Source organism: Massilia psychrophila (assembly GCF_002760665.1).
In the GTDB taxonomy this organism is placed as follows: Bacteria; Pseudomonadota; Gammaproteobacteria; order Burkholderiales; family Burkholderiaceae_D; genus JAFCUW01.
Genome location: NZ_PDOB01000036.1, coordinates 1 through 20,895 on the forward strand (window position 1 = coordinate 1; position 20,895 = coordinate 20,895).

Consider the following 20,895-nt stretch of genomic DNA (forward strand, 5'->3'; position numbering starts at 1 on the left):
CGGGCGCCGAACGTCATCGCGCTGCCGCCGGCCGCGCCGGCGCCGCCGGCCGCATTCACCGTCGAGCCGCCGGCGCCATCAGGGCCCCCCTCGCCGCCCCGTTTCGACCCCGACGCCGCCCGCAAGCTGGCGCGCCAGTTGGCCAATGAACCCGATCCGGCCAAGGCCGGCACGGCGCTGGCGCGACTGCCGGCCAAGCCCCTGGAAACTGAAACCCGTGCCGCACGCGCGATCAACCAGGCCAAGCGGCGCGACTGCAAGGACGGCATCCCCGGCGGCCTGCTCGCGCCGCTCCTGCTGCTGATGGACAAGAAAGACAGCGGCTGCAAATGGTAGCCCGGGGGTCAGTTCCTAGCCCGGGGGTCAGTTCCGACATTCGGACACAAGCTCGGCACTATCAAGCGCGCACTGAAGAGGCCGTGTGCGAATGTCGCCCCAAGGGGGGAACTGACGCCAGATTTGGGCTGCCCCGATGAATCAGGCCTGCTCGCCCTTGATGGCGAGGGCGCGCTCGTACAACGCGTTCTTCTTGCGGCCGGTGATCTGGGCGGCCAGGCTGGCCGCTTGCTTGACCGAGCACTCGGCGAGCAGGATGTTGAGAATCCGCTCGGCCTCGAGCTCATCGGCATCGCTGCCGGCGACGGCGCCTTCGAGCAGGACGACGTATTCGCCTTTTTCACGGTGAGCGTCGGCCTTGACCCAGGCCAGCGCCTCGGCCAGCGGGCAGCGGTGGATTTCTTCGAACAGCTTGGTCAATTCGCGCGCAAACACCACCTGGCGGGTCGGCTCGAACACCCCAATCAGCGCTTCGACGCAATCGAGGATGCGGTGCGGCGCCTCATAAAACACCAGTGTCGCGGGGACCGCCAACAGTTCGAGCAAGGCATTCTCGCGCTGCTTCGCCTTGGCCGGCAGGAAGCCGACAAAATAGAAGCGGTCGTTGACCAGGCCACTGGCCGACAGCGCCGTGATGGCGGCCGAGGCACCCGGCAGCGGCAGCACGCGCAGTCCGGCGGCGCGCACCGCGTCGACGATGCGCGCGCCGGGGTCCGACACGCCCGGCGTGCCGGCGTCCGACACCAGCGCGATGCGTTCGCCCTTGAGCAGGCGCGTAATCAATTTTTCGGCCACTTCGCGCTCGTTGTGCTGGTGGGCGGCGATCATCGGCTTCGACAGCCCGAAACGGGTCATCAGGTTGCCGGTGTTGCGGGTGTCCTCGCAGGCGACTGCGTCCACCAGCGCCAGCACTTGCAGCGCGCGCAGGCTGATGTCGGTCACGTTGCCTATCGGTGTGGCAACAATGTACAGTGTTGCGGTAGGATAGGATTGGAGGGCCGCTTCGCCAATGACGGGAAGCTGCGCGATCTGGCTGGACTGGATGTCTGTCATAGGGAATGTGATGCTGATTAGTAGTCTGAAAAGCCTGGTCGCCACGCTGGCTGGCGTTCTGATGCTCGCGCTTGCCGGCTGCAGCACGCCGTGCGACGCGCCGGGCCGATTGTGCGCGCCTATCGAGTCAAATACAAGTGCGCCGCCCTCACCTTATCGACGCGCCGAACTGCCCGCACCCATCCCCATGTCCGCGCCGCGCGCATCGGCGCCATTCGAAACGCGGCCGGTCGAATTTCCCGGCGATGCTACGGCAGTGGGCGGCCGCGAGACCCGTATCGGCCTGATGCTGCCGCTGCGCTCGCAGACCCTGGGCGCGCCGGCCGAGGCGCTACGCGCCGGCTTCATGGCAGCCTACGAGCACGAGCGCGAAGGTTTTATCGTCAACCTGGTCGACACCGGCGATAGCCTACAGGAAAACCTCAATGCCTACGCCGCGGCAGTCGAACAAAACGACATCATGGTCGGACCGCTGGCGCGTCCCGCGGTCAGCGCGCTGGCCGCCAGCGCCCTGGTGCGCAAACCGACCATCGCCCTCAATCACCCTGTAGCGCTCCCCAGCGCGGCGGCGCTGCCGGCGCAGATGCTGGTGATCGGCCTGTCGATCGAAGATGAAGCGCGCCAGGTCGCTACCTGGGCCGGCACCGAGCATCCGGGCGGCACGGCGCTGATCATCGCCGGTTCGAGCGCCTGGCAACGCCGCATCGCGGCCAGCTTCGCGGCGCGCTGGAAGCAGCTGGGCTACTCGTCGCAGATGCTGGTAGTGGCCGACTCGAACGGCTACCTGAGCGAAGCGTCGCTCGGCCAGCTGAGCGCCCAGCTCGACGCCGCCCAGCCGGCGCTGCTGTTCACCGCGCTCGACGCCAGCCAGGCCGGCCAGGTGCGCGGCGCGCTCGGGCCGGAGTTGCCAATTTACGGCACTTCGTCGGTCAATCCAGGCACCTTCGCAGGCGCGGGCGCCGATCCCGGCGCGGTGCTCACCGAACTGAATGGCCTGCGCCTGCTCGACTTACCGTGGGAAGTGGACAGTGCGCATCCGGCGGTGATGGCCTACCCGCGCTGGAGCGGCGCCACCGCCCGCACGCTCGACATGGACCGTCTGTACGCGCTCGGCATCGACGCTTTCCGGGTGGCGCGCGAAATCGCGCTGCGCCCCGGCGCCGACATCAATCTCGACGGCGTCACCGGCCGCCTGTCGGTCCGCTTCGGCAACGGGCCGGCGCGCTTCGAGCGCATCGAACCGGCGGCGGTGTACGAAGGCGGCGCGTTCACGCTGGTGCCGGAACGGCGCTGACATGTGGGGCCTGCGCCTGAGCCCAACGCAGCGCCAGGGCCGGGCGTGGGAAGACGCGGCGCTGGCCCACCTGCAAAAAGGTGGCCTGGTGCTGGTCGAAGCCAACTTCACGTGCAAGGGCGGCGAGATCGACCTCGTCATGCGCGACGGTGCAACGCTGGTGTTTGTCGAAGTGCGCCAGCGCGCGGCAGCCGCCCACGGCGGCGCTGCCGCCAGCATCACGCCGGCCAAGATCCGCCGCCTGGTGCGCGCCGCAAGCGTGTACCTGCTGCGCTTTCCGCAGCCGCCCGAATGCCGCTTCGACGTGGTGGCGATCGACGCCGGCCAGCTCGCATGGCTGCGCAACGTCATCGAAGTGTAAGCATTGTTGAGCGCACTTGCGCGGCCCGGCTTGCCGCTGCACTATTGCTCTATAATCGCCACACTATGAATACTCAACGCATCCTCGCCCACTTCCAGGAAAGCGCCGACCTGAAACTCAGGTCGGCCGCCGTCTTATCCCAACCGATCTCCGATGCCATCGACCTGATGTTCGGCGCCCTGTCGAACGGTAACAAGATTCTCGCCTGCGGCAACGGCGGTTCGGCTGCCGACTGCCAGCACTTCGCCGCTGAACTGGTCGGCCGCTTCGAGCGCGAGCGCTTCCCGCTGCCGGCGCTGGCATTGACCACCGACACCTCCATCATGACGGCCATTGGCAACGACTACAGCTACCGCGAGATCTTCTCGAAGCAGGTGCAGGCGTTCGGCCAGGCCGGCGACATCCTGCTGGCGCTGTCGACTTCGGGCAATTCGGCCAACGTGCTGGCCGCCGTTGAAGCGGCGCTCGAGCGCGAAATGCGCGTCGTCGCGCTGACGGGCAAGGATGGCGGCGAGCTTGGCAAGATGCTCACCGACGCCGACGTCCATATTTGCGTCCCGCATACCCGTACCGCCCGCATCCAGGAAGTCCATCTGGTCGCGATCCACTGTATTTGCGACGGCATCGACGTCGCCCTGTTTGGAGGAGATGTGAATGAATAAACCCGGCCAGCCCCTTATCCGCCCGACTGCGCGTGCGTTTGTGCGTCCAGTGACGAAAGCGATCCTTTGTGCAGCCCTGCTGGCCAGTCTTTCCGGCTGCGTCGAAATGATCGTCGGCGGCGCCGTGATGGGCGCCGTCGCCACTGCCGACCGCCGCACCCTGGGCGCGCAGACCGAGGACAAGACGATCACGGTCAAGGCCGAACTGCGGGTGCCGAAAATCGCCGGCCCGGACGCGCATGTGAATATCGCCAGCTTCAACCGCAAGGTGCTGCTGACCGGTGAAGTGGCCAACGAGGCGGCCAAGGCCACGGTGGAACGCGACGTGCGCAGCATCGACGGCGTGCAGTCGATCGCCAACGAACTCGACATTTCCGGCCCGTCGAGCTATACATCGCGCTCGTCGGATGCGTTGATCACCACCAAGGTCAAGGCCAGCCTGGTCGACATGAAGACCATCTCGGCCAGCTCGTTCAAGGTCGTCACCGAGCGCGGCACCGTCTACCTGATGGGCCGCGTGACCGAGCGCGAAGGCCAGCTCGCCGCCGACATCGCACGCGGGGTGTCCGGGGTGCAAAAGGTCATCAAGATCTTCGACTACATCAGTGAAGACGAACTGCGCGCCTTACAGCCGCCCAAGCCAGGCCTGTAATATTTTCGGGCGCGCACCTGCCCCCCGCGCACGCAGGACTATAATGGCCTTGTCCACTTATCCCTGCCAACTATCATGACATTGCCTGCCGCTCCCCGTTCCTGGATCAAACCGGCCGCCATCGGTGCGCTGGTGCTGGCGCTGGCCGGCGTCGGCTATGCCACGCTCGGCAGCAGCGTGGCGGCGCCGGACGTCACCTTCATCAGCCTGGCCGGCGACAAGATCAGCACCCAAAGCCTGCGCGGCAAGGTAGTGATGGTCAATTTCTGGGCGACGTCGTGTGTCAGCTGCGTAAGGGAAATGCCGCAGATGGTCGAAACGTACAATAAATTCAAGGGGCAAGGGCTGCAGTTCGTGGCGGTAGCAATGAAATACGACCCGCCGAACTACGTGCTCAACTTCACCGAGACGCGCAAGCTGCCGTTTACGGTGGCGCTCGATTCGGGCGGCGACCTGGCCAAGTCGTTTGGCGACGTCGCACTGACGCCGACCACCTTCGTGATCGGCAAGGATGGCAAGATCCTCAAGCGCTATGTCGGCGAGCCGGAATTCGGCCAATTGCACGCGTTGCTGCAAAAGGCGCTGGCGGCTGGTTGATACAGCGTCGTCGTCGCGCACGCGGGGACGACGGCTTGCGCGATAAGCTGATCGAATGTTAACGGACGAAGCCAGGTGTTGCCGCTGCGCCCGGGCTGCCCCCCGCATTCGCCAGGACCACCGGCTACCAGGTAACGCATTAAAACCCCGTCTGCACCGACAAATACGCCCCGCGCTGCCTGGCTGGATTGAACACCGTAATATCCCCCAACACCACATACGCCGCCGTCACCGACACGTGCTTGTTCGGGAACCACGCCACGAACACGTCGTAGTACGCCTTCTCGTTATCGAGTGCCAGGTTGCGCGGCTTCGTGCGGTATTCCAGGCCCGCCACCAGCTTGCGGCTGAGCATGTACGCGGCCGACACTTCCAGCTTGGCCTGATAGCTGTTGCCCTTGTCGCCGCCGAAGCCGAGCAGGCCCATCTGATTGGCCTTGGTTGCGCGCACGGTGGCGTTCAGCAGCAGGCTTTGCGCCAGCAGCAGCTTGGTCGCCGCCACGTAGTAATCGACGCCGCTCTCATTTTTAGCGCCCAGCTGGGTGACCTTGGTCACGCCAATCGCGCCGAGGCCGCCGACGCCCTTGTTGCGCTTGGCCATTAAACCAACCGCGATCTGCGGCAGCACCAGATCCTGGTTGTACACCGCGTCGCCCACCAGTTTTATTTTTAAACCGACAATGTCTTGCCGGATGCGCAAATCGTTCAGCGGCGCCAAACTGCCGCGAAAGTTTTGCTTTGCCAGCGATAGCTCGATGCGGTCGAACAGGCCCACCGCAACCCCGTACGATTCGAGCGCGTAATCCTGGGTCGCCGCGCGGGTGAAGTGGGCGTTGGCGCCCCAGCTGTCGCGGCTGCCGTAGCCGCCAATCAACGCCCACGGGGTCAGGCCGCCGCCGCCGGCGCCTTCGACCTGGCTGACGCCGCCGGTGGCTGTCAGCTTGCCCATGTCGGGCATCACTTGTCCGACTGCTGTGCCAGCGCTAAAAGTTGTGGCGAGCAAGAGCGCGAGTCGGTGCGCTGTCATACAAAAACGGTGGTGCATGAATCCTCCAGGAACGATCAGCAAATTTTATACACTTGCTTCCAGCCAACGCAGCGTTTCGCTTGCTTGCCAGCCAAGCCCGTGCGAATTCGACTATTTTTGAATATTTTAGCTACAATATTGTTGTATTTTGGTATGCATGTGCGTTAACCTGAGCCGTTCGGTAGCGCCTTTCCGTCCCGTCACCCTCTTACATCAAGGCTCAGCTGTGTCTATCGCCGTCCACTCACTTGACCCGCAGCAACTGAAGATCTGGCTAATGGCAGCCGGCAAACGCGATGCCGCCGCCTTCCGCGCGCTCTACGATGCAAGTTCATCGAAACTGTTTGGCTTCGCGCTGCGTATATTGCACAAGCGCGAGCTTGCCGAAGAAATTTTGCAAGAAAGCTATGTCGCGATCTGGAACAATGCCGCCAATTACCAAAGTCATCTTGCCGCGCCGATGACCTGGATGGCGACGATTGTCCGCAACAAGGCATTCGACCATTTGCGCCGCACCGACGCCGTGGTCGAAATCGATGCGCAACAATTTGATGGCGATGTCATGAACGCATTGCAGGATCCGCAAGCAACGCCCATCGAGGCGCTGCAAATGAGTGGCGACGCCAAAGCGCTGGCATGGTGCATGTCGGCGCTCGAAGGGGCCCATCGCCAGGTGGTGGCGCTGGCGTATTTCCACGACCTGTCGCACAGCGAGGTCGCGGCGCAGTTGAAGCTGCCGATCGGAACCGTTAAAACCTGGATCCGGCGCAGCCTCGACAAATTGCGCGTGTGCCTGGCGCGCCGGGAGCAGGCATGAACATCCGCAACAACATCGTGCTGCGCCAGAAGCTGGCCGCCGAATACGTGCTCGGCACCCTGCGCGGCGGCGCCCGGCGCCGTTTCGAAACCTGGCTGCACCAGGACGCCGACCTGCGCAGGCTCACCGCCGAATGGCAGCAGCGCCTGGCGCCCATGGCCGAATTCGCCGGCGACGCGCAGCCGCCAAAAAGCGTGTGGCGCGCAATCGAGCGACGTCTCGGCCTCGAACGCAAGGCCAGCGCCTGGCAGTTCTGGCTCAACGAAAACCTGGCGTTCTGGCGCAGCCTTGGCATGGTCTCGACCGGGCTGGCCGCGCTGCTACTGGTGGTGGTTGTGACCCGCGTTGCCGACGCGCCGGCCATCTCGTATGTCGCCACGCTGACCGACGACAAGAGCCAGAGCGCGATGCTGGTCACCGCCGACCAGCGCCACAAGGCACTTGAGGTACGCCTGCTGTCGGCCGCCCCTGTCGCCCCTGACAAGAGCCTGCACCTGTGGGCGGTGCCGAAGTCGGGCAACCCACGCTCGCTGGGGGTATTGGCGAGTAACCGCGGCAGCTTTCCGCTGACCGACAAAGCGATCGGCGCCGACGTCGCCCTGCTGGCGGTAACGCTCGAACCGAAGGGCGGCTCGCCCGATCCGAACGGTCCGACCGGGCCGATCGTGTACAAGGGCGCCTGGATGCGGCTGTAAGCTGCAGGCGACAGCTCTTCGCTACTTCGTCACTTTGTCACAATGGCGCGCTGCATCGGCGCCAGTGTTGCCATTAGCTGGTTCTGCACATGCGATGGGATAGCGTTGCGTTCCATCGCGATCTGCAAGTCCTCGGCCAATGCGTTGAATTGCGCATTGGTGATCTTCATGCCACCGTGGACTTCTTTCATGGGCTCGCCCTCGTATTCGCACGGACCGCCGCTAAGCATGCAAAACTGCTCCTCGAGCCGCATCGCCACCTGCTTCATGTCCGAATCCGAAAACGTCTCCTTGATGCGGGGGTCGGCCAACACCAGCGGAACAAGGGTGGCGACGATATTCTTGATGCCAGGTTTGCCGCCTAGGCCGCGGAAGGTGGCGTCGTCGGCCGCATGGACCGGTGACAGGGTGGCCAGGGCCAGCGCGGCGCCAGCAAGGACACGGGCGGCGCTACGTTTAAAAGTGATTTTCATGGGGTAATCAATTCAATTTTGGATACAGGATCATTTGCGTGCAGCGGAAAATCGCGATCGTCTTGCCGTTCGCCGCGTTGGTGACGACGGCGTCCCACACCTGCGTGGTGCGGCCCAGGTGGGCCGGCTTGGCCACCACGTCGATGGCGCCATCGCGCGCGGTGCCGAGATGGTTCGATTTCAGTTCGATGGTGGTGAAGTTGTCGGCGCCATCGGGCAGGTTGACGCGGCAGGCGTAGCCGCAGGCGGTGTCGGCCAACGTCACCACGCTGCCGGCGTGCAGGAAGCCGTTCGGCGCCAGGTGGTGCGGCAAGATGGCCATGCGCGCCGCCACTTCGCCGTTGCCGACCCGGGTGATTTGAATGCCGAGGTAACCGGGAAAGTGGCCGACCCCGATGTCGTTCAACTGCTCGGGGGTCATTTCTCTTTTATTTTCTTTGTTACTCATGATGATTCCTTGAATGGCGCGTCACTGCTTGGTGCGGCCATCTTAGGGGAAATTTGCGCTTGCGCGGTAAAAACCGGGGAAGCCCCCAATAACTTTTACCGAATAAATAATTTTATTACTTTTCATCAGCAACATTTAACAGACGAGAACCCCAATGACCCTGGAGTTCGACTGCCGGCGGCCTCGAAAAGGACGTCGCAAAGGCCAGGGTGAGACTTGCGGCGGCCGAGGCCAGGCTGGCCACCGCGCGCGCAAAGGGCACTTCGATGCCGCGCGTTCGGACGTCAAGGAAGAAGAGGATGCGCTGCGGCGCATGTTCGTGCAGCGGCGCGGCTGATCGGCTAGCGCTTCTTGCCGCTTCTTTGTTGGCGCGCCGCCGCGTTTTGCGCCTGCAGCAGCGCATCGACCCGCTCGGAAGCGGCGCGCGACAACGCCTGCGCCAGCTCCACGCTCGGAAAATATTCGCTCTGGCGGTAGGCGATCCAGGCATATGCCGAATAACGGCGGCAGGCGTCTTCGACCTCCTGCAGGTTCAAGAAGCGCAGCGAGCCGCTGTCGGGTTCGAGCTTGCAGACCCTTTTTTTTGCCAGCGACGTCGCCCAGTGTTCCCACGCACCCTGCAACGACGGCACCTTGCTTGAAATCGGCACCAGCGAGAGCATGAATTTTTCGGCCACCGTCAGCGTCAGCGTGTCGAGCCAGATCGCGCGCTCGGACTGTTCGTCGGTAATGCGCGGATAGAAGAAGCCATCCGGCACGTCGATGTTGTGGACGAAGCGCTTGAGCAGCTTGACCAGCGACGTCTCGTTGGTGACGGCGGCGATGCGGTGCAGGTTTTCGATCGACGGCGCCACCGCGAAACCGCTGGTGGCCAGCGGCGCCAGTTTTTCCTTCAGCAGCTCGCGCATCACGGCATGGGTGTCGTCGTCGTAGCCGGCAACAAAACCTTCCTCGTGCACGCCGTAACGGCCGGCGCGCCCGGCGATCTGGCGCGCCAGCGCGGCCGAGATCTCTTCTTCCTCAACGCCGTTGTACTTGATGGCGGTGGTCATCACGATGCGCGCGATCGGCATGTTCAGGCCCATCGCCAGCGCATCGGTGCCGACGACGACGTCGGCCGTGCCGTTGCGAAAGCGCTCGGCCTGGGCGCGCCGCACTTCCGGCGACAGGTTGCCGTACACGGTGGCTACCGACAGCCCGATGTCGGTGATCATGTCGCGCCACTTGAGCACTTCGCGACGCGAGAAGGCGATGACGGCGTCGCCGCGCTTCAGGTTGCGCAGCTTGCGCACCGCGCCCGGCTCCATCGCCAGCGGCGCCATGCGCTTGAGCACGTGGACCTCGAGTGGCACCTCGAGGCGCTCGGCCAGCGCCTCGATCGCGCGCCGCGCTTCCGGCGCGCCGACCAGGTAGACGACAGAAGCCGGCGCGCCGCACACGGCGGCAGTCCAGGCGGCGCCGCGGTCGCGGTCGGCCAGCATCTGGATTTCGTCGATCACGGCGACATCGACGCGGGTGCGCGAATCGAGCATTTCGACGGTGCTGGCGACGTGGGTAGCGCCTTCGGCCAGGCGCCGCTCTTCGCCCGTGACCAGGCTGACCTTGAGCGGCCTGCCGTGCACGAGCGCTGCCTGCATGCGCTCGAAGTTCTCCAGCGCCAGCAGGCGCAGCGGTGCCAGATAGATGCCGCTCGGCGCCTTCATCAGCGCTTCCATCGCGCGGTGGGTCTTGCCCGAATTGGTCGGCCCCAGCAGCGCGATGAAGCGGCGCGGCATGCGGCTGGCGACGTCGAACGAGGCCGGGTATTCGGCCAGGTTGATGCTTTGCTTGGTGCGCGCGGCGTGGCGTTCTTCCTGTTCGCGTTCGACCGCGTGGATGATGCGCTGGCGAATGCGGTCGTAGACGTGCTCGGCCGGCTCCGACGTCTCGAGCTCCGCCAACGTGTTCAAAAACGTCATGGCGTCGAAGTCGCAATCGTCGGCCAGCTCCGCAATCTGGCGCACGAAATCAAACACGCTAACATGCAAGGCCTCGATCGCCGCCGGGCTGGCTCGCTCGAGCACCAGCGCGCGCTGCGCCTGGGGAGCCATTTTGCGCCACTTGCCCGGCTTGGCCAGCACGCCATGCGCCGGCACCAGTTGGTAGGGCACGCGCAGGTCTTGGTATTTGACGAGGCCAGTAAAACGGACGAACACCCGGCCTTCCATCTTGACGAGGCGCACGCCGAGCGCGGCGAGCTCGGCACTCAGTACGGCGTCGTTGGTGTCATCGTCTTCGTCGGGCAAGGGAAAAATCGGGTCGGTCTTCATGGCGAAAAAACAGGGTAGGTTTATTCGCTACTATATCGCACCTCCGATACAGCGCCCAATTTTGCGCGCGCCGACAGCAGCGCCGGCATCTCGGCCAGCGAATCGATGAAGACGGCGCCCCGCATGCCGACGGCGGCGTGCCCGCCCGGCCCCGGATAGCCATAGCGCACGATGTAGACCGGCATCTGCGCGGCCAGCGCGGCGGCCACGTCGACAGCCGAGTCGCCCACCAGCACGCCCAGCGCGGGATCAAGCCCCATTTCGCGGCAGGCGTGTAGCAGCGGCTCAGCGTACGGCTTCATGTAGGCGATGGTGTCGCCGGCCACCACGGTCTCGAGATAGGGGGCCAGGCCGCTGATCGCCAGCAGAAAATTGGTCGCTTTCTCGGGCTTGTTGGTCACGCAGCCAAGGCGGTAGCCGGCGCGCCGCAGCGCGTCCAGCCCCTCGACCACGCCGGGGAACACGTTGCCGAAGCGGCCGTTGGTGTCCTCGTAGTGCCGATGAAACAAACCCTGTGCACGTTCCTCGTCGACTGCCGGCGCGAGCGAACACGCCGCCAGCACCCGCCGCACCAGGGTCGGCACGCCGTTGCCGATGAAGCCACTGATGGTTTTCGATGGCAACGGCGCCGCGCCGAGCGCGCCCAGCATGCGGTTGGCCGCCTCGACGATGTCGGGCGCGCTGTCGACCAGGGTGCCGTCAAGGTCGATCAAGACCGCTCGTTCATGGGCACCCATCACACGCCCTTGACGACGGTCAGCGCGCATGTCGCCACGTGCGCCGCGGTGATGCCGAAATGGGCATACAGCTGTTCGGCCGGAGCCGACTCGCCGAAGCTGTCGAGTCCGACTGCGATGCCGTGCTCGCCCACCACCGCGCGCCAGAACCAGGTGACGCCGGCTTCGACGCTCACCCGCGGCACGCCGGGCGGCAGCACCGCGTCGCGATAGGCTGTGCTTTGCGCATAAAACGTTTCGACGCACGGCATCGAGACGACCCGCGCCGACACGTTTTCAAGCGCCAGCTGGTGCGCTGCCGCCACCGCGATTTCCACTTCCGAGCCGGTGGCGATCAACACTATATGTGGCAACGCCGGCGCCTGCGGCGCATCGGCCAGCACGTAGCCGCCCAAGGCAATAGCGTCGATTTGCTGCGCCGTGCGGTCGAACGGCGCCAGCGCCTGGCGCGACAGCACCAGGCAGGTGGGGCCATCATGGCGCTGCAACGCCGCCTGCCAGGCAACCGCCGTCTCGACGCCGTCGCAAGGGCGCCACAGCCGGTTATTCGGGATCAGGCGCAGGCTGGCCATGTGTTCGACCGGCTGGTGGGTCGGCCCGTCTTCGCCCAGACCAATCGAGTCGTGCGTCAAGACGTGGATGACGCGCTGCTTCATCAAGGCCGCCATCCGAATCGCATTCCTCGAGTAATCCGAGAACGTGAGAAAAGTGCCGCCGAACGGAATGAAACCACCGTGCAGCGCGATACCGTTCATCATCGCCGCCATGCCGAACTCGCGCACCCCATAGCTGAGATAGTTGCCGCTGCCATTGGCCTGGATGCGTACCGATGCCTTCACGTTGGTCAAATTGGAGCCGGTCAGGTCGGCCGAGCCGCCGAAAAATTCGGGCAGCGCCGCGCTGATATGTTCGAGCACGATTTGCGAAGCCTTGCGGGTTGCCACCTTGTTGTGCAGCTCGCCCGGCTGGCGCAGCAGTTGCGCGAACTGTTCGGACAAAACGGTCGGCAGGGTGCCCGCGCTGCGCCGTTCGAGCTCCAACGCCAGCGCCGGATAGGCGGCGCGGTAGCTGGCGAATGTCTGGTCCCATGCTGTTTGGCGGGCACGGCCGGCTTCGCGCGCGTCCCACGCAGCGGCAATGTGCGGCGGTATCTCGAACGGCGCCGCCGTCCATTGACGCGCGAGCCGCATGGCGGTGATTTCATCGACTCCGAGCGGGGCGCCGTGGACGTCGTGGCCGCCGGCCTTGGTCGGCGCACCTTTGCCGATGACGGTCTTGCAGCAGATCAGGGTAGGGCGGCTGTGTTGCAGGCTGGACTGAGCACACGCGTCGAAAATGGCGCGGTCGAGCGCGTCGGCGTCATGGCCGTCGACGGCGGCGATCACGTTCCAGCCGTAGGCGGCGAAGCGCTGCGGCGTGTCGTCGGTGAACCAGCCCTTGACGTCGCCGTCGATCGAAATGCCGTTATCGTCGTAAAACACGACTAATTTGCCCAGTCCCAAGGTGCCGGCGAGCGAACAGACTTCGTGGCTGATGCCCTCCATCAAACAGCCATCGCCGACAAACACGTAAGTGCGATGGTCGATGACGTCGTGGCCGGGGCGATTGAAGGCGGCTGCCAGCATTTTTTCGGCCAGCGCCATGCCGACCGCGTTGGCCAGGCCCTGGCCGAGTGGGCCGGTGGTGGTTTCGACGCCCGGTGTGATGCCCACTTCCGGATGGCCGGGGGTACGCGCATGCAGTTGGCGAAATTGCTTGATGTCTTCTACGGCCACATCGTAGCCGGTCAGGTGCAGCAAGCCGTACAGCAACATCGAGGCGTGGCCGTTGGACAGCACGAAGCGGTCGCGGTTGAGCCACTTGGGGTCGGCCGGGTTATGGCGCAGGTGGCGCCGCCACAGCACGTCGGCCATGTCGGCCATGCCCATCGGCGCGCCCGGATGGCCGGAGTTGGCTTGTTGGACGGCATCGGCGGCGAGGAAGCGCAGGCAATCGGCGCTGGCATCAACCATGGTCTTGTCAGGAGCGTTCATGAGGTGCCTTTTTTAGTTGTCGAGGGCGCGCTTTTTGCGCTCCATCATGCGCAGGATGAAGGGCGTAAAAATGAGCTGCATCGCCAGTTCCATCTTGCCGCCAGGGACCACGATGGTGTTGGCGCGCGACATGAACGAAGCTTGCACCATGTTCAGCAGGTACTGAAAATCGATGCCTTTGGGATTGGCAAAACGGATCACTACGAAGCTTTCGTCGGGCGCCGGAATTTCGCGCGCGATAAAAGGATTCGACGTGTCGACGCACGGCACACGCTGGAAATTGACGTGGGTGTGGGTGAACTGCGGGCAGATGTGGTTCACGTAATCGGGCATGCGGCGCAGGATGGTGTCGGTCACCGCCTCGGTCGAATAACCGCGCTTGGACTTGTCGCGCCACAGCTTCTGGATCCATTCCAGGTTAATCACCGGCACCACGCCGATCAGCAAATCCGGATGCCGGGCGATGTCGACGGTGTCGTTGACGACGCCGCCATGCAAGCCTTCGTAGAACAGCAGGTCGCTGTCGCCGGGAATGTCTTCCCACTGCGTAAACGTGCCGGGCTCTTGCTGGTACGGCGCCGCCTCCCCGGCATCGTGCAAGTACTTGCGATGGCGCGCCGTGCCGCTGCGGGCATAATCGCGAAACAGCGCCTCCAATTCGGCGAACAAGTTGGTGTCCGGGCCAAAATGGCTGAAGCTCATGTCGCCGATCTGTTCGGCGGCGGCCAGCTTTTCCTTCATCTCCGCGCGGTCGTAGCGGTGAAAACTGTCTCCTTCGATGACGACGGACTTGATCTTTTCTCGGCGAAAAATCGCTTCGAAGGTGTGCGTGACGGACGTGGTGCCGGCGCCGGAGGAGCCGGTAATGGCGATGATCGGATGACGTTCGGACATGATGGGCTTTCAAGTAGAGGTTCGGGCAAGGGCATCAGGCCGGCATGCGAAACAGGCCATGCTCGTTGAACAGCGGGTTCATCATCTCCGTCGGCTGCGCGTCGTTGTGATAGCGCTCGATGCGGTCGACTTCGTTGCGCGAGCCGAACACCAGGCCGATGCGCTGGTGCAGCGAGGTCGGCTTTACATCGAGCACCGGCAGCCGGCCGGTGCTGGCGCGCCCGCCGGCCTGCTCGATGATGAAGCCGATCGGATTGGCTTCATACAGCAGGCGCAGCCGGCCCGGCTTGCTGGCGTCCTTGCTGTCGCGCGGGTACAGGAACACGCCGCCGCGCATCAGGATGCGGTGCGCTTCGGCCACCATCGAGGCGATCCAGCGCATATTAAAATCCTTGCAGCGCCCGCCGGTCTGGCCGGCCATGCACTCGTCGACGTAGCGTTTGACCGGCGGCTCCCAGAACCGGCTGTTGGACGCATTGATGGCAAATTCGCAGGTGTCGGGCGGCACCTGCATGGCCGGATGGGTGAGCATGAATTCGCCCAGTTCCAGGTCGAGCGTAAAACCGTTGACGCCGTTTCCCACGGTGAGTACCAGCATGGTGGCCGGGCCGTACACGGCGTAGCCGGCGGCCACCTGGCTGGCGCCGGCCTGCAAAAAATCCTGCTCGGTGACCGCCGCGTCGCCATTGGGCGCGCGCAGCACCGAAAAAATGCTGCCGACCGCGACGTTGACGTCGATGTTCGACGAGCCGTCGAGCGGATCGAACACCAGCAGGTATTTACCCTTCGGGTAGCAGTCGGGAATCTGGTAGGGCTCGGCCATTTCCTCGGACGCCATGCCGGCCAGGCAGCCGCACCATTCGTTCACTTGCAAAAAAACCTGGTTGCTGACGACGTCCATCTCTTTTTGCGTTTCGCCCTGCACGTTGATGGCGCCGCCGACGTCGCCCTGGCCCGCGCCGAGCGCGCCGAAAGCGACCTTGCGGGCGATCGATTTGCAGGCCAGCGCGACGTTCAGGATCAGGCTGTTGAAATCGCCGCTGGCGTGCGGAAAGCGGCGCCGCTCTTCGATCAGAAATTGCGTCAGGGTGAGGCGATGGGGCGAGGTCATTGCTGTCTCCTATTGGTTGAATATATTGAAATTAGTCTTGACCGGCGTGGGCGCGCAGGCGCTGCAACACGCCGCGGTAGCCGCCATCGGCATCCGGCGCGCCGAACACGGCGCTGCCGGCGACAAACGTGTCGGCCCCGGCGGCGCGGATGGCGCCAATATTGTCGACCGTGACGCCGCCATCGACCTGCAGCCAGATGGGCTGGCCGCCGCTGGCAACGTGGGCCTCGATGCGCGCGCGCGCCGCTGCCAGCTTCGGCAAGGTGGCGGTAATGAATTTCTGGCCGCCGAAGCCGGGATTGACGCTCATCAGCAAAATCATGTCGAGCTTGTCCATCACGTGGTCCAACACGGCCAGCGACGTGGCTGGATTAAGGGCCAGGCCGGCCTTGCAGCCGAGCTCGCGGATCATGCCGAGGGTGCGGTCGACGTGGCGGCTCGCCTCCGGGTGAAACGTGATGATGCGCGCGCCGGCCTGGGCGAACAGGGGAATGAGCGCATCGACCGGCTCGACCATCAGGTGGACGTCGAGGGGAATGCTGACGTGCGGGCGGATCGCCGCGCACACCAGCGGGCCGATGGTGAGATTGGGGACGTAATGGTTGTCCATCACGTCGACGTGCACCAGGTCGGCGCCGCCGGCCTCGATGGCGCGCACTTCTTCGCCCAGGCGGGCAAAGTCGGCCGACAGGATCGACGGCGCGAGCCGGATTGCTTGGGTTTTCATCGCAGTGTTCATGTCACGCCGCCTTGGTAATCGTTGTCTGGTGCCAGCGACGCAGCGCCGCCAGGTCGACCCAGCGCACGCTGGCGCCGGCAACTGGAGAGTCGAGCGGTTGTTCGGGGTCGCCCAGGTGCGGCAGCAGCATCAAGGCGCCACCCAATTGATGACTGCGGGTGTAGGCGGTCGGCGTGACGACGGTTGGAATGCCGGCCGCGCGGGCGGCCTGCAAGCCGTTGTGCGAATCCTCGAAGGCGATGCATTCGTCCGCGCGCAGGTTCAATTTGGCAAGCGCCGCCAGGTAGACGTCCGGCGCCGGCTTCTTGTTGGCGACGCTGCCGGCGTCGCATACGCAAGCGAACAGCGCGCGCCAATTGCTGCCCAGCGGCGTGCGCAGCAGCGCGTCGACGTTGGCCGGCGTGGTGGTGGTGGCGATCGCCACGGCCAGGCGCGCTTCGCCCGCCGCGCGGATCAGGCGCAGGATGCCCGGGCGCAGCGGCAACTGGCCGGCGCCGACCAGGGCGTCGTAATGGCGCGTCTTGATGGCGTGCACGGCGTCGATGGTGGACCTGGCATGGCTGTCGCCGGCATGCTCCGGGTCGACCAGCTGCCAGTAGTACTGCAGCCGTTCCTTGCCGCCGGCGACGTCGAGCAGGCTGGCGTACAGCGACTCGTGCCAGTGCCAGTCGAGGCCGACCTCGCGGAAGGCGGCATTGAACGCCTGCCGGTGCGCGCTTTCGGTATCGGCCAAGGTGCCGTCGACGTCGAAGATCAGCGCTTTCATGGCGCGCCCTTGGCATCGGCAAACACGCGGCTGGCCAGCAGGTCGGCGGCGGTAATGGTGGTCAAGGTGACTTCGTCGGCCAGCGCGTCGCTTTGGCCCATCAGGCGCGAGGCGTGCCGCAGCCGCGCCCGGTCGAGCGCGTTACGCACGCTGCGGGCGTTGGCGAAATGCGGCTGGGCCATGCGCCGCTCCAGGTAGGCGGCGAACACGTGTACTGCCTCGTCGTCGAAGCGGTAGTGCATGGCGGCGAGCATCAGGTCGGCGATTTTCCCCAGTTCGTCGACGCCGTAATCGGGAAAGTCGATATGGTGGGCAATGCGCGACGACATGCCGGGATTGGAGGCGAAAAACGTGTCCATCCGGTCCTTGTAGCCGGCCAGGATGACGACCAGGTCGTCGCGGTTGTTTTCCATCACCTGCAGCAGGATTTCGATCGCCTCCTGGCCGTAGTCGCGCTCGTTTTCGGGCCGGTACAGATAATAGGCTTCGTCGATGAACAGCACGCCGCCCATCGCCCGTTTCAGCACTTCGCGCGTTTTCGGCGCGGTGTGGCCGATGTACTGGCCGACCAGGTCGTCGCGCGTCACCGCCACCAGGTGGCCTTTGCGCACATACCCGAGCTGGTGCAGGATGGCCGCCATGCGCAGCGCGACCGTCGTCTTGCCGGTACCGGGATTGCCCGAGAAGCACATGTGCAGGCTGGGCGCGCCGGCCGACAAGCCGCGTTCGGTGCGCAGCTTGTCGACCAGCAGCAGCGCGGCGATGTCGCGAATGCGCCCCTTGACAGGCGCCAGGCCGATCAGCTCACGGTCTAACTGGGCCAGCAGCTCGGTGATGCCGGAGGCCGCCAGCGCAGCGGCAAAGGCATTACCGGGCGCAGGCGCGGGATGATCGGGAAGGTCGCGGGTGTCCATGACGGCCTCGCCGCGCTAGTAGCGCGCGCCTTCCGGATTGGCTTGCACGGCGTAGCTCTCGATGCTGTAGCGTACCGTGCGCCCTTCGACTTCATGGCGCAGCAACCTGAAACCCGGCTCGACCTTGGGGCGGTTGACGATAAAGGCCATGACGATCGATTCGGTGCCGGCGCTCGAATCGAACGCCGTCACGCGGATGTAGTAGTTGGCGAAGCTGTCGCGGCAGCGCGCCAGTTCATCCATGATGCCGGCCGGGTCGCGCACATCGAACATGGGCGGGCCGAACATTTCCCAGTAGGTGTTGCGCGGGTGCGGATCGTCCGTGTATTCGATCGCCAGCGCCCAGCCTTTGGCCAGGCAATAGTCGATCTGCCGGGCGATTTGAACGTCGGTCAGATCGGGCAAAAATGAAAACGTGCCTTGAGTGATGCGCATGATGTGTCCTCTTTAATGTAAACCGTGGTCAGAAATCGCGCTCAGGAAACCGACGCCGTCGGGGTGAAGTCGGAGGTATCGGTCGAGGTGTAATTAAACGAAATCTCGCCCCAGGTATCGAGCGCCGCCTTCAACGGCGAGCACCATTTGGCGGCGTCGCGCAAAATCTCCGGTCCTTCGTTCTTGATGTCGCGCCCTTCATTGCGGGCCAATACCATCGTTTCCAGCGCCACCCGGTTGGCAAGCGCGCCGGCCTGGATGCCTTGCGGGTGGCCAATGGTGCCGCCGCCGAACTGCAGCACGACGTCGTCGCCGAACAGGTCGAGCAACTGGTGCATCTGGCCGGCGTGGATGCCGCCTGACGCCACCGGCATCACCTTGCGCAGCGAGCCCCAGTCCTGGTCGAAGAAGATGCCGCGCGGCAGATCCTGCACCGTGTGCGAATCGCGGCAGACGTTGTAGTAACCTTGCACCATCATCGGGTCGCCTTCGAGCTTGCCGACGGCGGTGCCGGTGTGCAGGTGGTCGACGCCGGCCATGCGCAGCCATTTGGCGATCACCCGGAACGACACGCCGTGGTTTTTCTGGCGCGTGTAGGTGCCGTGGCCGGCGCGGTGCATGTGCAGCATCATGTCGTTCTGGCGGCACCAGAACGACATCGACTGGATCGCGGTCCAGCCGACCACCAGGTCGACCATGATGACGACGGAGCCGAGTTGCTTGGCGAATTCGGCGCGGCGATACATTTCTTCCATGGTGCCGGCGGTGACGTTCAGGTAATGGCCCTTCACTTCACCGGTGGCGGCGGTGGCGCGCTGCACCGCTTCCATCACGAACAGATAGCGGTCGCGCCAGTGCATGAAAGGCTGCGAGTTGATGTTCTCGTCGTCCTTCATGAAGTCGAGGCCGCCCTTCAAACCTTCGTACACGACGCGGCCGTAATTGCGCCCCGACAGGCCCAGCTTCGGCTTGGTGGTGGCGCCCAGCAGCGGGCGGCCGAACTTGTCGAGCCGCTCGCGCTCGACGATGATGCCGGTCGGCGGGCCGGGAAAGGTCTTGATGTAGGCCACCGGAAATTTCATGTCCTCCAGCCGCGCCGCTTTTAACGGCTTGAAGCTGAACACGTTGCCGATGATCGACGCGGTGACGTTGGCGATCGAGCCTTCCTCGAACAGCGACAAATCGTAGGCGATCCAGCAGAAATACTGGCCGGGATTGTTCGGCACCGGATCGACCCGGTAGGCCTTGGCGCGGTACATGTCGCAGGCGGTCAGGCGGTCGGTCCACACCACCGTCCAGGTCGCGGTCGACGATTCGCCGGCCACCGCGGCGGCCGCTTCGATCGGATCGACGCCGTCTTGCGGGGTGATGCGAAACACCGCCAGCACGTCGGTTTCCTTTGGCACGTAATCGGCGGCCCAATAGCCCATCTGGGCATATTTCAGCACGCCGGCGGTGTAGCGTTTTTTGGTGTCCATGATCTGTGCAGCGTTGCCGTCCATCGTCTTCTCCTTGACTGGGCCGGGGCCCGTTGAGTAATCCATGGACTTCACTATATAAATTGACTACTATCAGGTCTAATCAATTTGATAAATGCTTGCATAAGAAATCACTGATAGGTCGCCGCCATGCGCCGCTACACCCTGCGTCAGCTCGACACCTTCCTCGAAGTGGCCCGCCAGCTGTCGGTGTCGCGCGCCGCCGACCTGTTGCACGTGACCCAGCCGGCGGTGTCGATGCAGATTCGCCAGCTTGAGGAAATCGTCGGCATGGCCTTGTACGAGCAGGTCGGGCGCAAGATCCGGCTGACCGATGCCGGCCTTGACTTCCAGACCTATGCGATCTGCGCCGTGGCGCAGTTGCAGCAGCTCGAGGACGCGATGGCGCAGCGGCGCGGCTTGAAAAAAGGCCGGATATCGCTGGCGATGGTCAGCACCGCGAAATATTTTGTGCCGATGCTGCTGGTAAAATTTCGCCAGCGCTTCCCGGACATCGACATTTCGCTGCACATTCACAACCGCGAAGTCATCATGCAGCTGCTGGTGCGCAACGAGATCGACCTGGTCATCATGGGACGCTCGCCCGATGGCCTCGATTGCGTCGCTACCGCGTTCGCCACCAATCCGCTGGGCGTCATCAGTTCGCCCGAGCATCCCTTGTCGCGCCGGCGCGGCGCGCCGCTGTCGATTCTCGACGGCGAACAATTCGTCGTGCGCGAGATCGGCTCGGGCACCCGCCATGCGATGGAACGCCTGTTTGCCGAGAACAATATCCATCCGCGCATCGTGATGGAAATGCCGAGCAACGAAACCATCAAACAGGCCGTCATGGCCGGCATGGGCCTGAGTTTTTTGTCGCTGCGCACCATCCGCCACGAGCTTGCATCAGGTCACCTGGTGCTGCTCGACGTGCTCGGCTTGCCGCTGGTGCGCCATTGGCACATCACCCACCTGGCAGGCAAACGCCTGTCGCCGCCGGCCCGCGAGTTCCAATCGTTTTTGATCGAAGAGGCGGGGCCGCTGATCAAGCTGTGGGCATGACG

At 64.4% G+C, this 20,895-nt stretch carries 23 protein-coding genes and 1 pseudogene; 10 read left to right on the top strand and 14 right to left on the bottom strand.

Annotation, left to right across the window (positions count from 1 at the left end; translation table 11 throughout):
- A pseudogene (locus CR103_RS22855) lies at nt 1-336 on the top strand (hypothetical protein); the annotation flags it as partial.
- Between the two features lie 141 nt (nt 337-477).
- On the opposite strand, the gene rsmI reads toward CR103_RS22855, so the two are convergent.
- Nucleotides 478-1,389 (bottom strand): 16S rRNA (cytidine(1402)-2'-O)-methyltransferase, encoded by a 912-nt coding sequence (rsmI, locus tag CR103_RS17960; protein WP_099917306.1) that lies wholly within the window; start codon nt 1,387-1,389, stop codon nt 478-480.
- Between the two features lie 10 nt (nt 1,390-1,399).
- On the opposite strand from rsmI, the gene CR103_RS17965 reads away from it, so the two are divergent.
- The 5 genes from CR103_RS17965 to CR103_RS17985 all read left to right on the top strand — a co-directional run bounded on the left by CR103_RS17965 (nt 1,400) and on the right by CR103_RS17985 (nt 4,955).
- Nucleotides 1,400-2,683 carry a penicillin-binding protein activator gene (locus CR103_RS17965; protein WP_180279453.1) on the top strand — a complete coding sequence of 428 codons (1,284 nt, stop codon included), beginning with the start codon at nt 1,400-1,402 and terminating at the stop codon, nt 2,681-2,683.
- A 1-nt stretch (nt 2,684) separates the two neighbouring features.
- Entirely contained in the window at nt 2,685-3,044 is a 360-nt protein-coding gene (locus tag CR103_RS17970) for a YraN family protein (protein WP_099917307.1), read from the top strand.
- A 65-nt stretch (nt 3,045-3,109) separates the two neighbouring features.
- Complete coding sequence (locus CR103_RS17975) at nt 3,110-3,706, top strand: phosphoheptose isomerase (RefSeq protein ID WP_099917308.1); 597 nt, start codon at nt 3,110-3,112, stop codon at nt 3,704-3,706.
- A complete protein-coding gene (locus CR103_RS17980) occupies nt 3,699-4,358 on the top strand; it encodes a BON domain-containing protein (protein ID WP_099917309.1) in 660 nt (219 codons plus the stop codon). Before CR103_RS17975 ends, CR103_RS17980 begins: the two co-directional genes overlap by 8 nt.
- A 75-nt stretch (nt 4,359-4,433) precedes the next feature.
- Nucleotides 4,434-4,955, top strand: a complete 522-nt coding sequence (locus CR103_RS17985) for a TlpA disulfide reductase family protein (protein ID WP_099917310.1) — start codon at nt 4,434-4,436, stop codon at nt 4,953-4,955.
- A 139-nt stretch (nt 4,956-5,094) separates the two neighbouring features.
- Here the strand turns inward: CR103_RS17985 and CR103_RS17990 are convergent, their stop codons facing one another.
- The gene (locus CR103_RS17990; protein WP_229443594.1) at nt 5,095-5,913 is read right to left on the bottom strand and encodes a DUF3034 family protein; all 819 of its coding nucleotides are present in this window, start codon (nt 5,911-5,913) and stop codon (nt 5,095-5,097) included.
- A gap of 295 nt (nt 5,914-6,208) precedes the next feature.
- Here CR103_RS17990 and CR103_RS17995 point away from each other — a divergent pair, with 295 nt between their 5' ends.
- Both CR103_RS17995 and CR103_RS18000 read left to right on the top strand, forming a co-directional pair.
- Nucleotides 6,209-6,799 (top strand): sigma-70 family RNA polymerase sigma factor, encoded by a 591-nt coding sequence (locus CR103_RS17995; protein ID WP_229443596.1) that lies wholly within the window; start codon nt 6,209-6,211, stop codon nt 6,797-6,799.
- Entirely contained in the window at nt 6,796-7,494 is a 699-nt protein-coding gene (locus tag CR103_RS18000; RefSeq protein WP_099917313.1) for an anti-sigma factor, read from the top strand. Before CR103_RS17995 ends, CR103_RS18000 begins: the two co-directional genes overlap by 4 nt.
- Before the next feature lie 29 nt (nt 7,495-7,523).
- Here the strand turns inward: CR103_RS18000 and CR103_RS18005 are convergent, their stop codons facing one another.
- Nucleotides 7,524-7,967: a group I truncated hemoglobin gene (locus tag CR103_RS18005; RefSeq protein ID WP_099917314.1), complete on the bottom strand. Its 444-nt coding sequence runs from the start codon at nt 7,965-7,967 to the stop codon at nt 7,524-7,526.
- 7 nt (nt 7,968-7,974) lie between these two features.
- On the bottom strand, nt 7,975-8,415 hold the full coding sequence (locus CR103_RS18010) for a PaaI family thioesterase (RefSeq protein ID WP_099917315.1): 441 nt from the start codon (nt 8,413-8,415) through the stop codon (nt 7,975-7,977).
- 154 nt (nt 8,416-8,569) lie between these two features.
- On the opposite strand from CR103_RS18010, the gene CR103_RS18015 reads away from it, so the two are divergent.
- Entirely contained in the window at nt 8,570-8,752 is a 183-nt protein-coding gene (locus CR103_RS18015; protein ID WP_099917316.1) for a hypothetical protein, read from the top strand.
- Between the two features lie 4 nt (nt 8,753-8,756).
- On the opposite strand, the gene CR103_RS18020 is transcribed toward CR103_RS18015, so the two are convergent.
- Genes CR103_RS18020 through CR103_RS18065 form a run of 10 tightly spaced genes read right to left on the bottom strand, consistent with a single transcriptional unit; the run spans nt 8,757 to nt 19,855 of the window.
- Nucleotides 8,757-10,724, bottom strand: coding sequence for a helicase-related protein (locus CR103_RS18020; RefSeq protein WP_229443598.1), 1,968 nt, complete (start codon nt 10,722-10,724; stop codon nt 8,757-8,759).
- 20 nt (nt 10,725-10,744) lie between these two features.
- Complete coding sequence (gene gph / locus CR103_RS18025; protein WP_099917317.1) at nt 10,745-11,461, bottom strand: phosphoglycolate phosphatase; 717 nt, start codon at nt 11,459-11,461, stop codon at nt 10,745-10,747.
- On the bottom strand, nt 11,461-13,494 hold the full coding sequence (tkt, locus tag CR103_RS18030; protein WP_099917318.1) for a transketolase: 2,034 nt from the start codon (nt 13,492-13,494) through the stop codon (nt 11,461-11,463). The genes gph and tkt overlap by 1 nt, the downstream gene beginning before the upstream one ends.
- 12 nt (nt 13,495-13,506) lie before the next feature.
- Nucleotides 13,507-14,388, bottom strand: a complete 882-nt coding sequence (locus tag CR103_RS18035; RefSeq protein ID WP_099917319.1) for a phosphoribulokinase — start codon at nt 14,386-14,388, stop codon at nt 13,507-13,509.
- Nucleotides 14,389-14,422: 34 nt separating this feature from the next.
- Nucleotides 14,423-15,499: a class 1 fructose-bisphosphatase gene (locus CR103_RS18040; RefSeq protein ID WP_099917320.1), complete on the bottom strand. Its 1,077-nt coding sequence runs from the start codon at nt 15,497-15,499 to the stop codon at nt 14,423-14,425.
- Between the two features lie 31 nt (nt 15,500-15,530).
- Nucleotides 15,531-16,226: a ribulose-phosphate 3-epimerase gene (gene rpe / locus CR103_RS18045; RefSeq protein WP_229443600.1), complete on the bottom strand. Its 696-nt coding sequence runs from the start codon at nt 16,224-16,226 to the stop codon at nt 15,531-15,533.
- A 13-nt stretch (nt 16,227-16,239) separates the two neighbouring features.
- Nucleotides 16,240-17,004: an HAD family hydrolase gene (locus CR103_RS18050; RefSeq protein WP_099917322.1), complete on the bottom strand. Its 765-nt coding sequence runs from the start codon at nt 17,002-17,004 to the stop codon at nt 16,240-16,242.
- Nucleotides 17,001-17,918, bottom strand: coding sequence for a CbbX protein (gene cbbX, locus CR103_RS18055; RefSeq protein ID WP_099917323.1), 918 nt, complete (start codon nt 17,916-17,918; stop codon nt 17,001-17,003). The genes CR103_RS18050 and cbbX overlap by 4 nt, the downstream gene beginning before the upstream one ends.
- Nucleotides 17,919-17,933: 15 nt before the next feature.
- The gene (locus tag CR103_RS18060) at nt 17,934-18,353 is read right to left on the bottom strand and encodes a ribulose bisphosphate carboxylase small subunit (RefSeq protein WP_099917324.1); all 420 of its coding nucleotides are present in this window, start codon (nt 18,351-18,353) and stop codon (nt 17,934-17,936) included.
- Nucleotides 18,354-18,394: 41 nt separating this feature from the next.
- Nucleotides 18,395-19,855, bottom strand: a complete 1,461-nt coding sequence (locus tag CR103_RS18065; protein WP_099917325.1) for a form I ribulose bisphosphate carboxylase large subunit — start codon at nt 19,853-19,855, stop codon at nt 18,395-18,397.
- Between the two features lie 126 nt (nt 19,856-19,981).
- Here CR103_RS18065 and CR103_RS18070 point away from each other — a divergent pair, with 126 nt between their 5' ends.
- A complete protein-coding gene (locus CR103_RS18070) occupies nt 19,982-20,893 on the top strand; it encodes a LysR family transcriptional regulator (protein WP_099917326.1) in 912 nt (303 codons plus the stop codon).
- Nucleotides 20,894-20,895 lie beyond the last annotated feature (2 nt).

Bases quoted from the DNA above. Each gene is read 5' to 3' on its own strand.
- CR103_RS18040 (WP_099917320.1), bottom strand. From the start codon at position 15,499: ATGACCTCGCCCCATCGCCTCACCCTGACGCAATTTCTGATCGAAGAG.
- CR103_RS18070 (WP_099917326.1), top strand. From the start codon at position 19,982: ATGCGCCGCTACACCCTGCGTCAGCTCGACACCTTCCTCGAAGTGGCC.
- CR103_RS18005 (WP_099917314.1), bottom strand. From the start codon at position 7,967: ATGAAAATCACTTTTAAACGTAGCGCCGCCCGTGTCCTTGCTGGCGCC.
- CR103_RS18060 (WP_099917324.1), bottom strand. From the start codon at position 18,353: ATGCGCATCACTCAAGGCACGTTTTCATTTTTGCCCGATCTGACCGAC.
- gph (WP_099917317.1), bottom strand. From the start codon at position 11,461: ATGGGTGCCCATGAACGAGCGGTCTTGATCGACCTTGACGGCACCCTG.
- CR103_RS17980 (WP_099917309.1), top strand. From the start codon at position 3,699: ATGAATAAACCCGGCCAGCCCCTTATCCGCCCGACTGCGCGTGCGTTT.
- CR103_RS18065 (WP_099917325.1), bottom strand. From the start codon at position 19,855: ATGGACGGCAACGCTGCACAGATCATGGACACCAAAAAACGCTACACC.
- CR103_RS17965 (WP_180279453.1), top strand. From the start codon at position 1,400: ATGCTGATTAGTAGTCTGAAAAGCCTGGTCGCCACGCTGGCTGGCGTT.
- CR103_RS18000 (WP_099917313.1), top strand. From the start codon at position 6,796: ATGAACATCCGCAACAACATCGTGCTGCGCCAGAAGCTGGCCGCCGAA.
- CR103_RS18035 (WP_099917319.1), bottom strand. From the start codon at position 14,388: ATGTCCGAACGTCATCCGATCATCGCCATTACCGGCTCCTCCGGCGCC.
- CR103_RS17975 (WP_099917308.1), top strand. From the start codon at position 3,110: ATGAATACTCAACGCATCCTCGCCCACTTCCAGGAAAGCGCCGACCTG.
- cbbX (WP_099917323.1), bottom strand. From the start codon at position 17,918: ATGGACACCCGCGACCTTCCCGATCATCCCGCGCCTGCGCCCGGTAAT.
- rpe (WP_229443600.1), bottom strand. From the start codon at position 16,226: ATGAAAACCCAAGCAATCCGGCTCGCGCCGTCGATCCTGTCGGCCGAC.
- rsmI (WP_099917306.1), bottom strand. From the start codon at position 1,389: ATGACAGACATCCAGTCCAGCCAGATCGCGCAGCTTCCCGTCATTGGC.
- CR103_RS18015 (WP_099917316.1), top strand. From the start codon at position 8,570: ATGACCCTGGAGTTCGACTGCCGGCGGCCTCGAAAAGGACGTCGCAAA.
- CR103_RS17985 (WP_099917310.1), top strand. From the start codon at position 4,434: ATGACATTGCCTGCCGCTCCCCGTTCCTGGATCAAACCGGCCGCCATC.
- CR103_RS18010 (WP_099917315.1), bottom strand. From the start codon at position 8,415: ATGAGTAACAAAGAAAATAAAAGAGAAATGACCCCCGAGCAGTTGAAC.
- CR103_RS17970 (WP_099917307.1), top strand. From the start codon at position 2,685: ATGTGGGGCCTGCGCCTGAGCCCAACGCAGCGCCAGGGCCGGGCGTGG.
- CR103_RS18020 (WP_229443598.1), bottom strand. From the start codon at position 10,724: ATGAAGACCGACCCGATTTTTCCCTTGCCCGACGAAGACGATGACACC.
- tkt (WP_099917318.1), bottom strand. From the start codon at position 13,494: ATGAACGCTCCTGACAAGACCATGGTTGATGCCAGCGCCGATTGCCTG.
- CR103_RS17990 (WP_229443594.1), bottom strand. From the start codon at position 5,913: ATGCCCGACATGGGCAAGCTGACAGCCACCGGCGGCGTCAGCCAGGTC.
- CR103_RS18050 (WP_099917322.1), bottom strand. From the start codon at position 17,004: ATGAAAGCGCTGATCTTCGACGTCGACGGCACCTTGGCCGATACCGAA.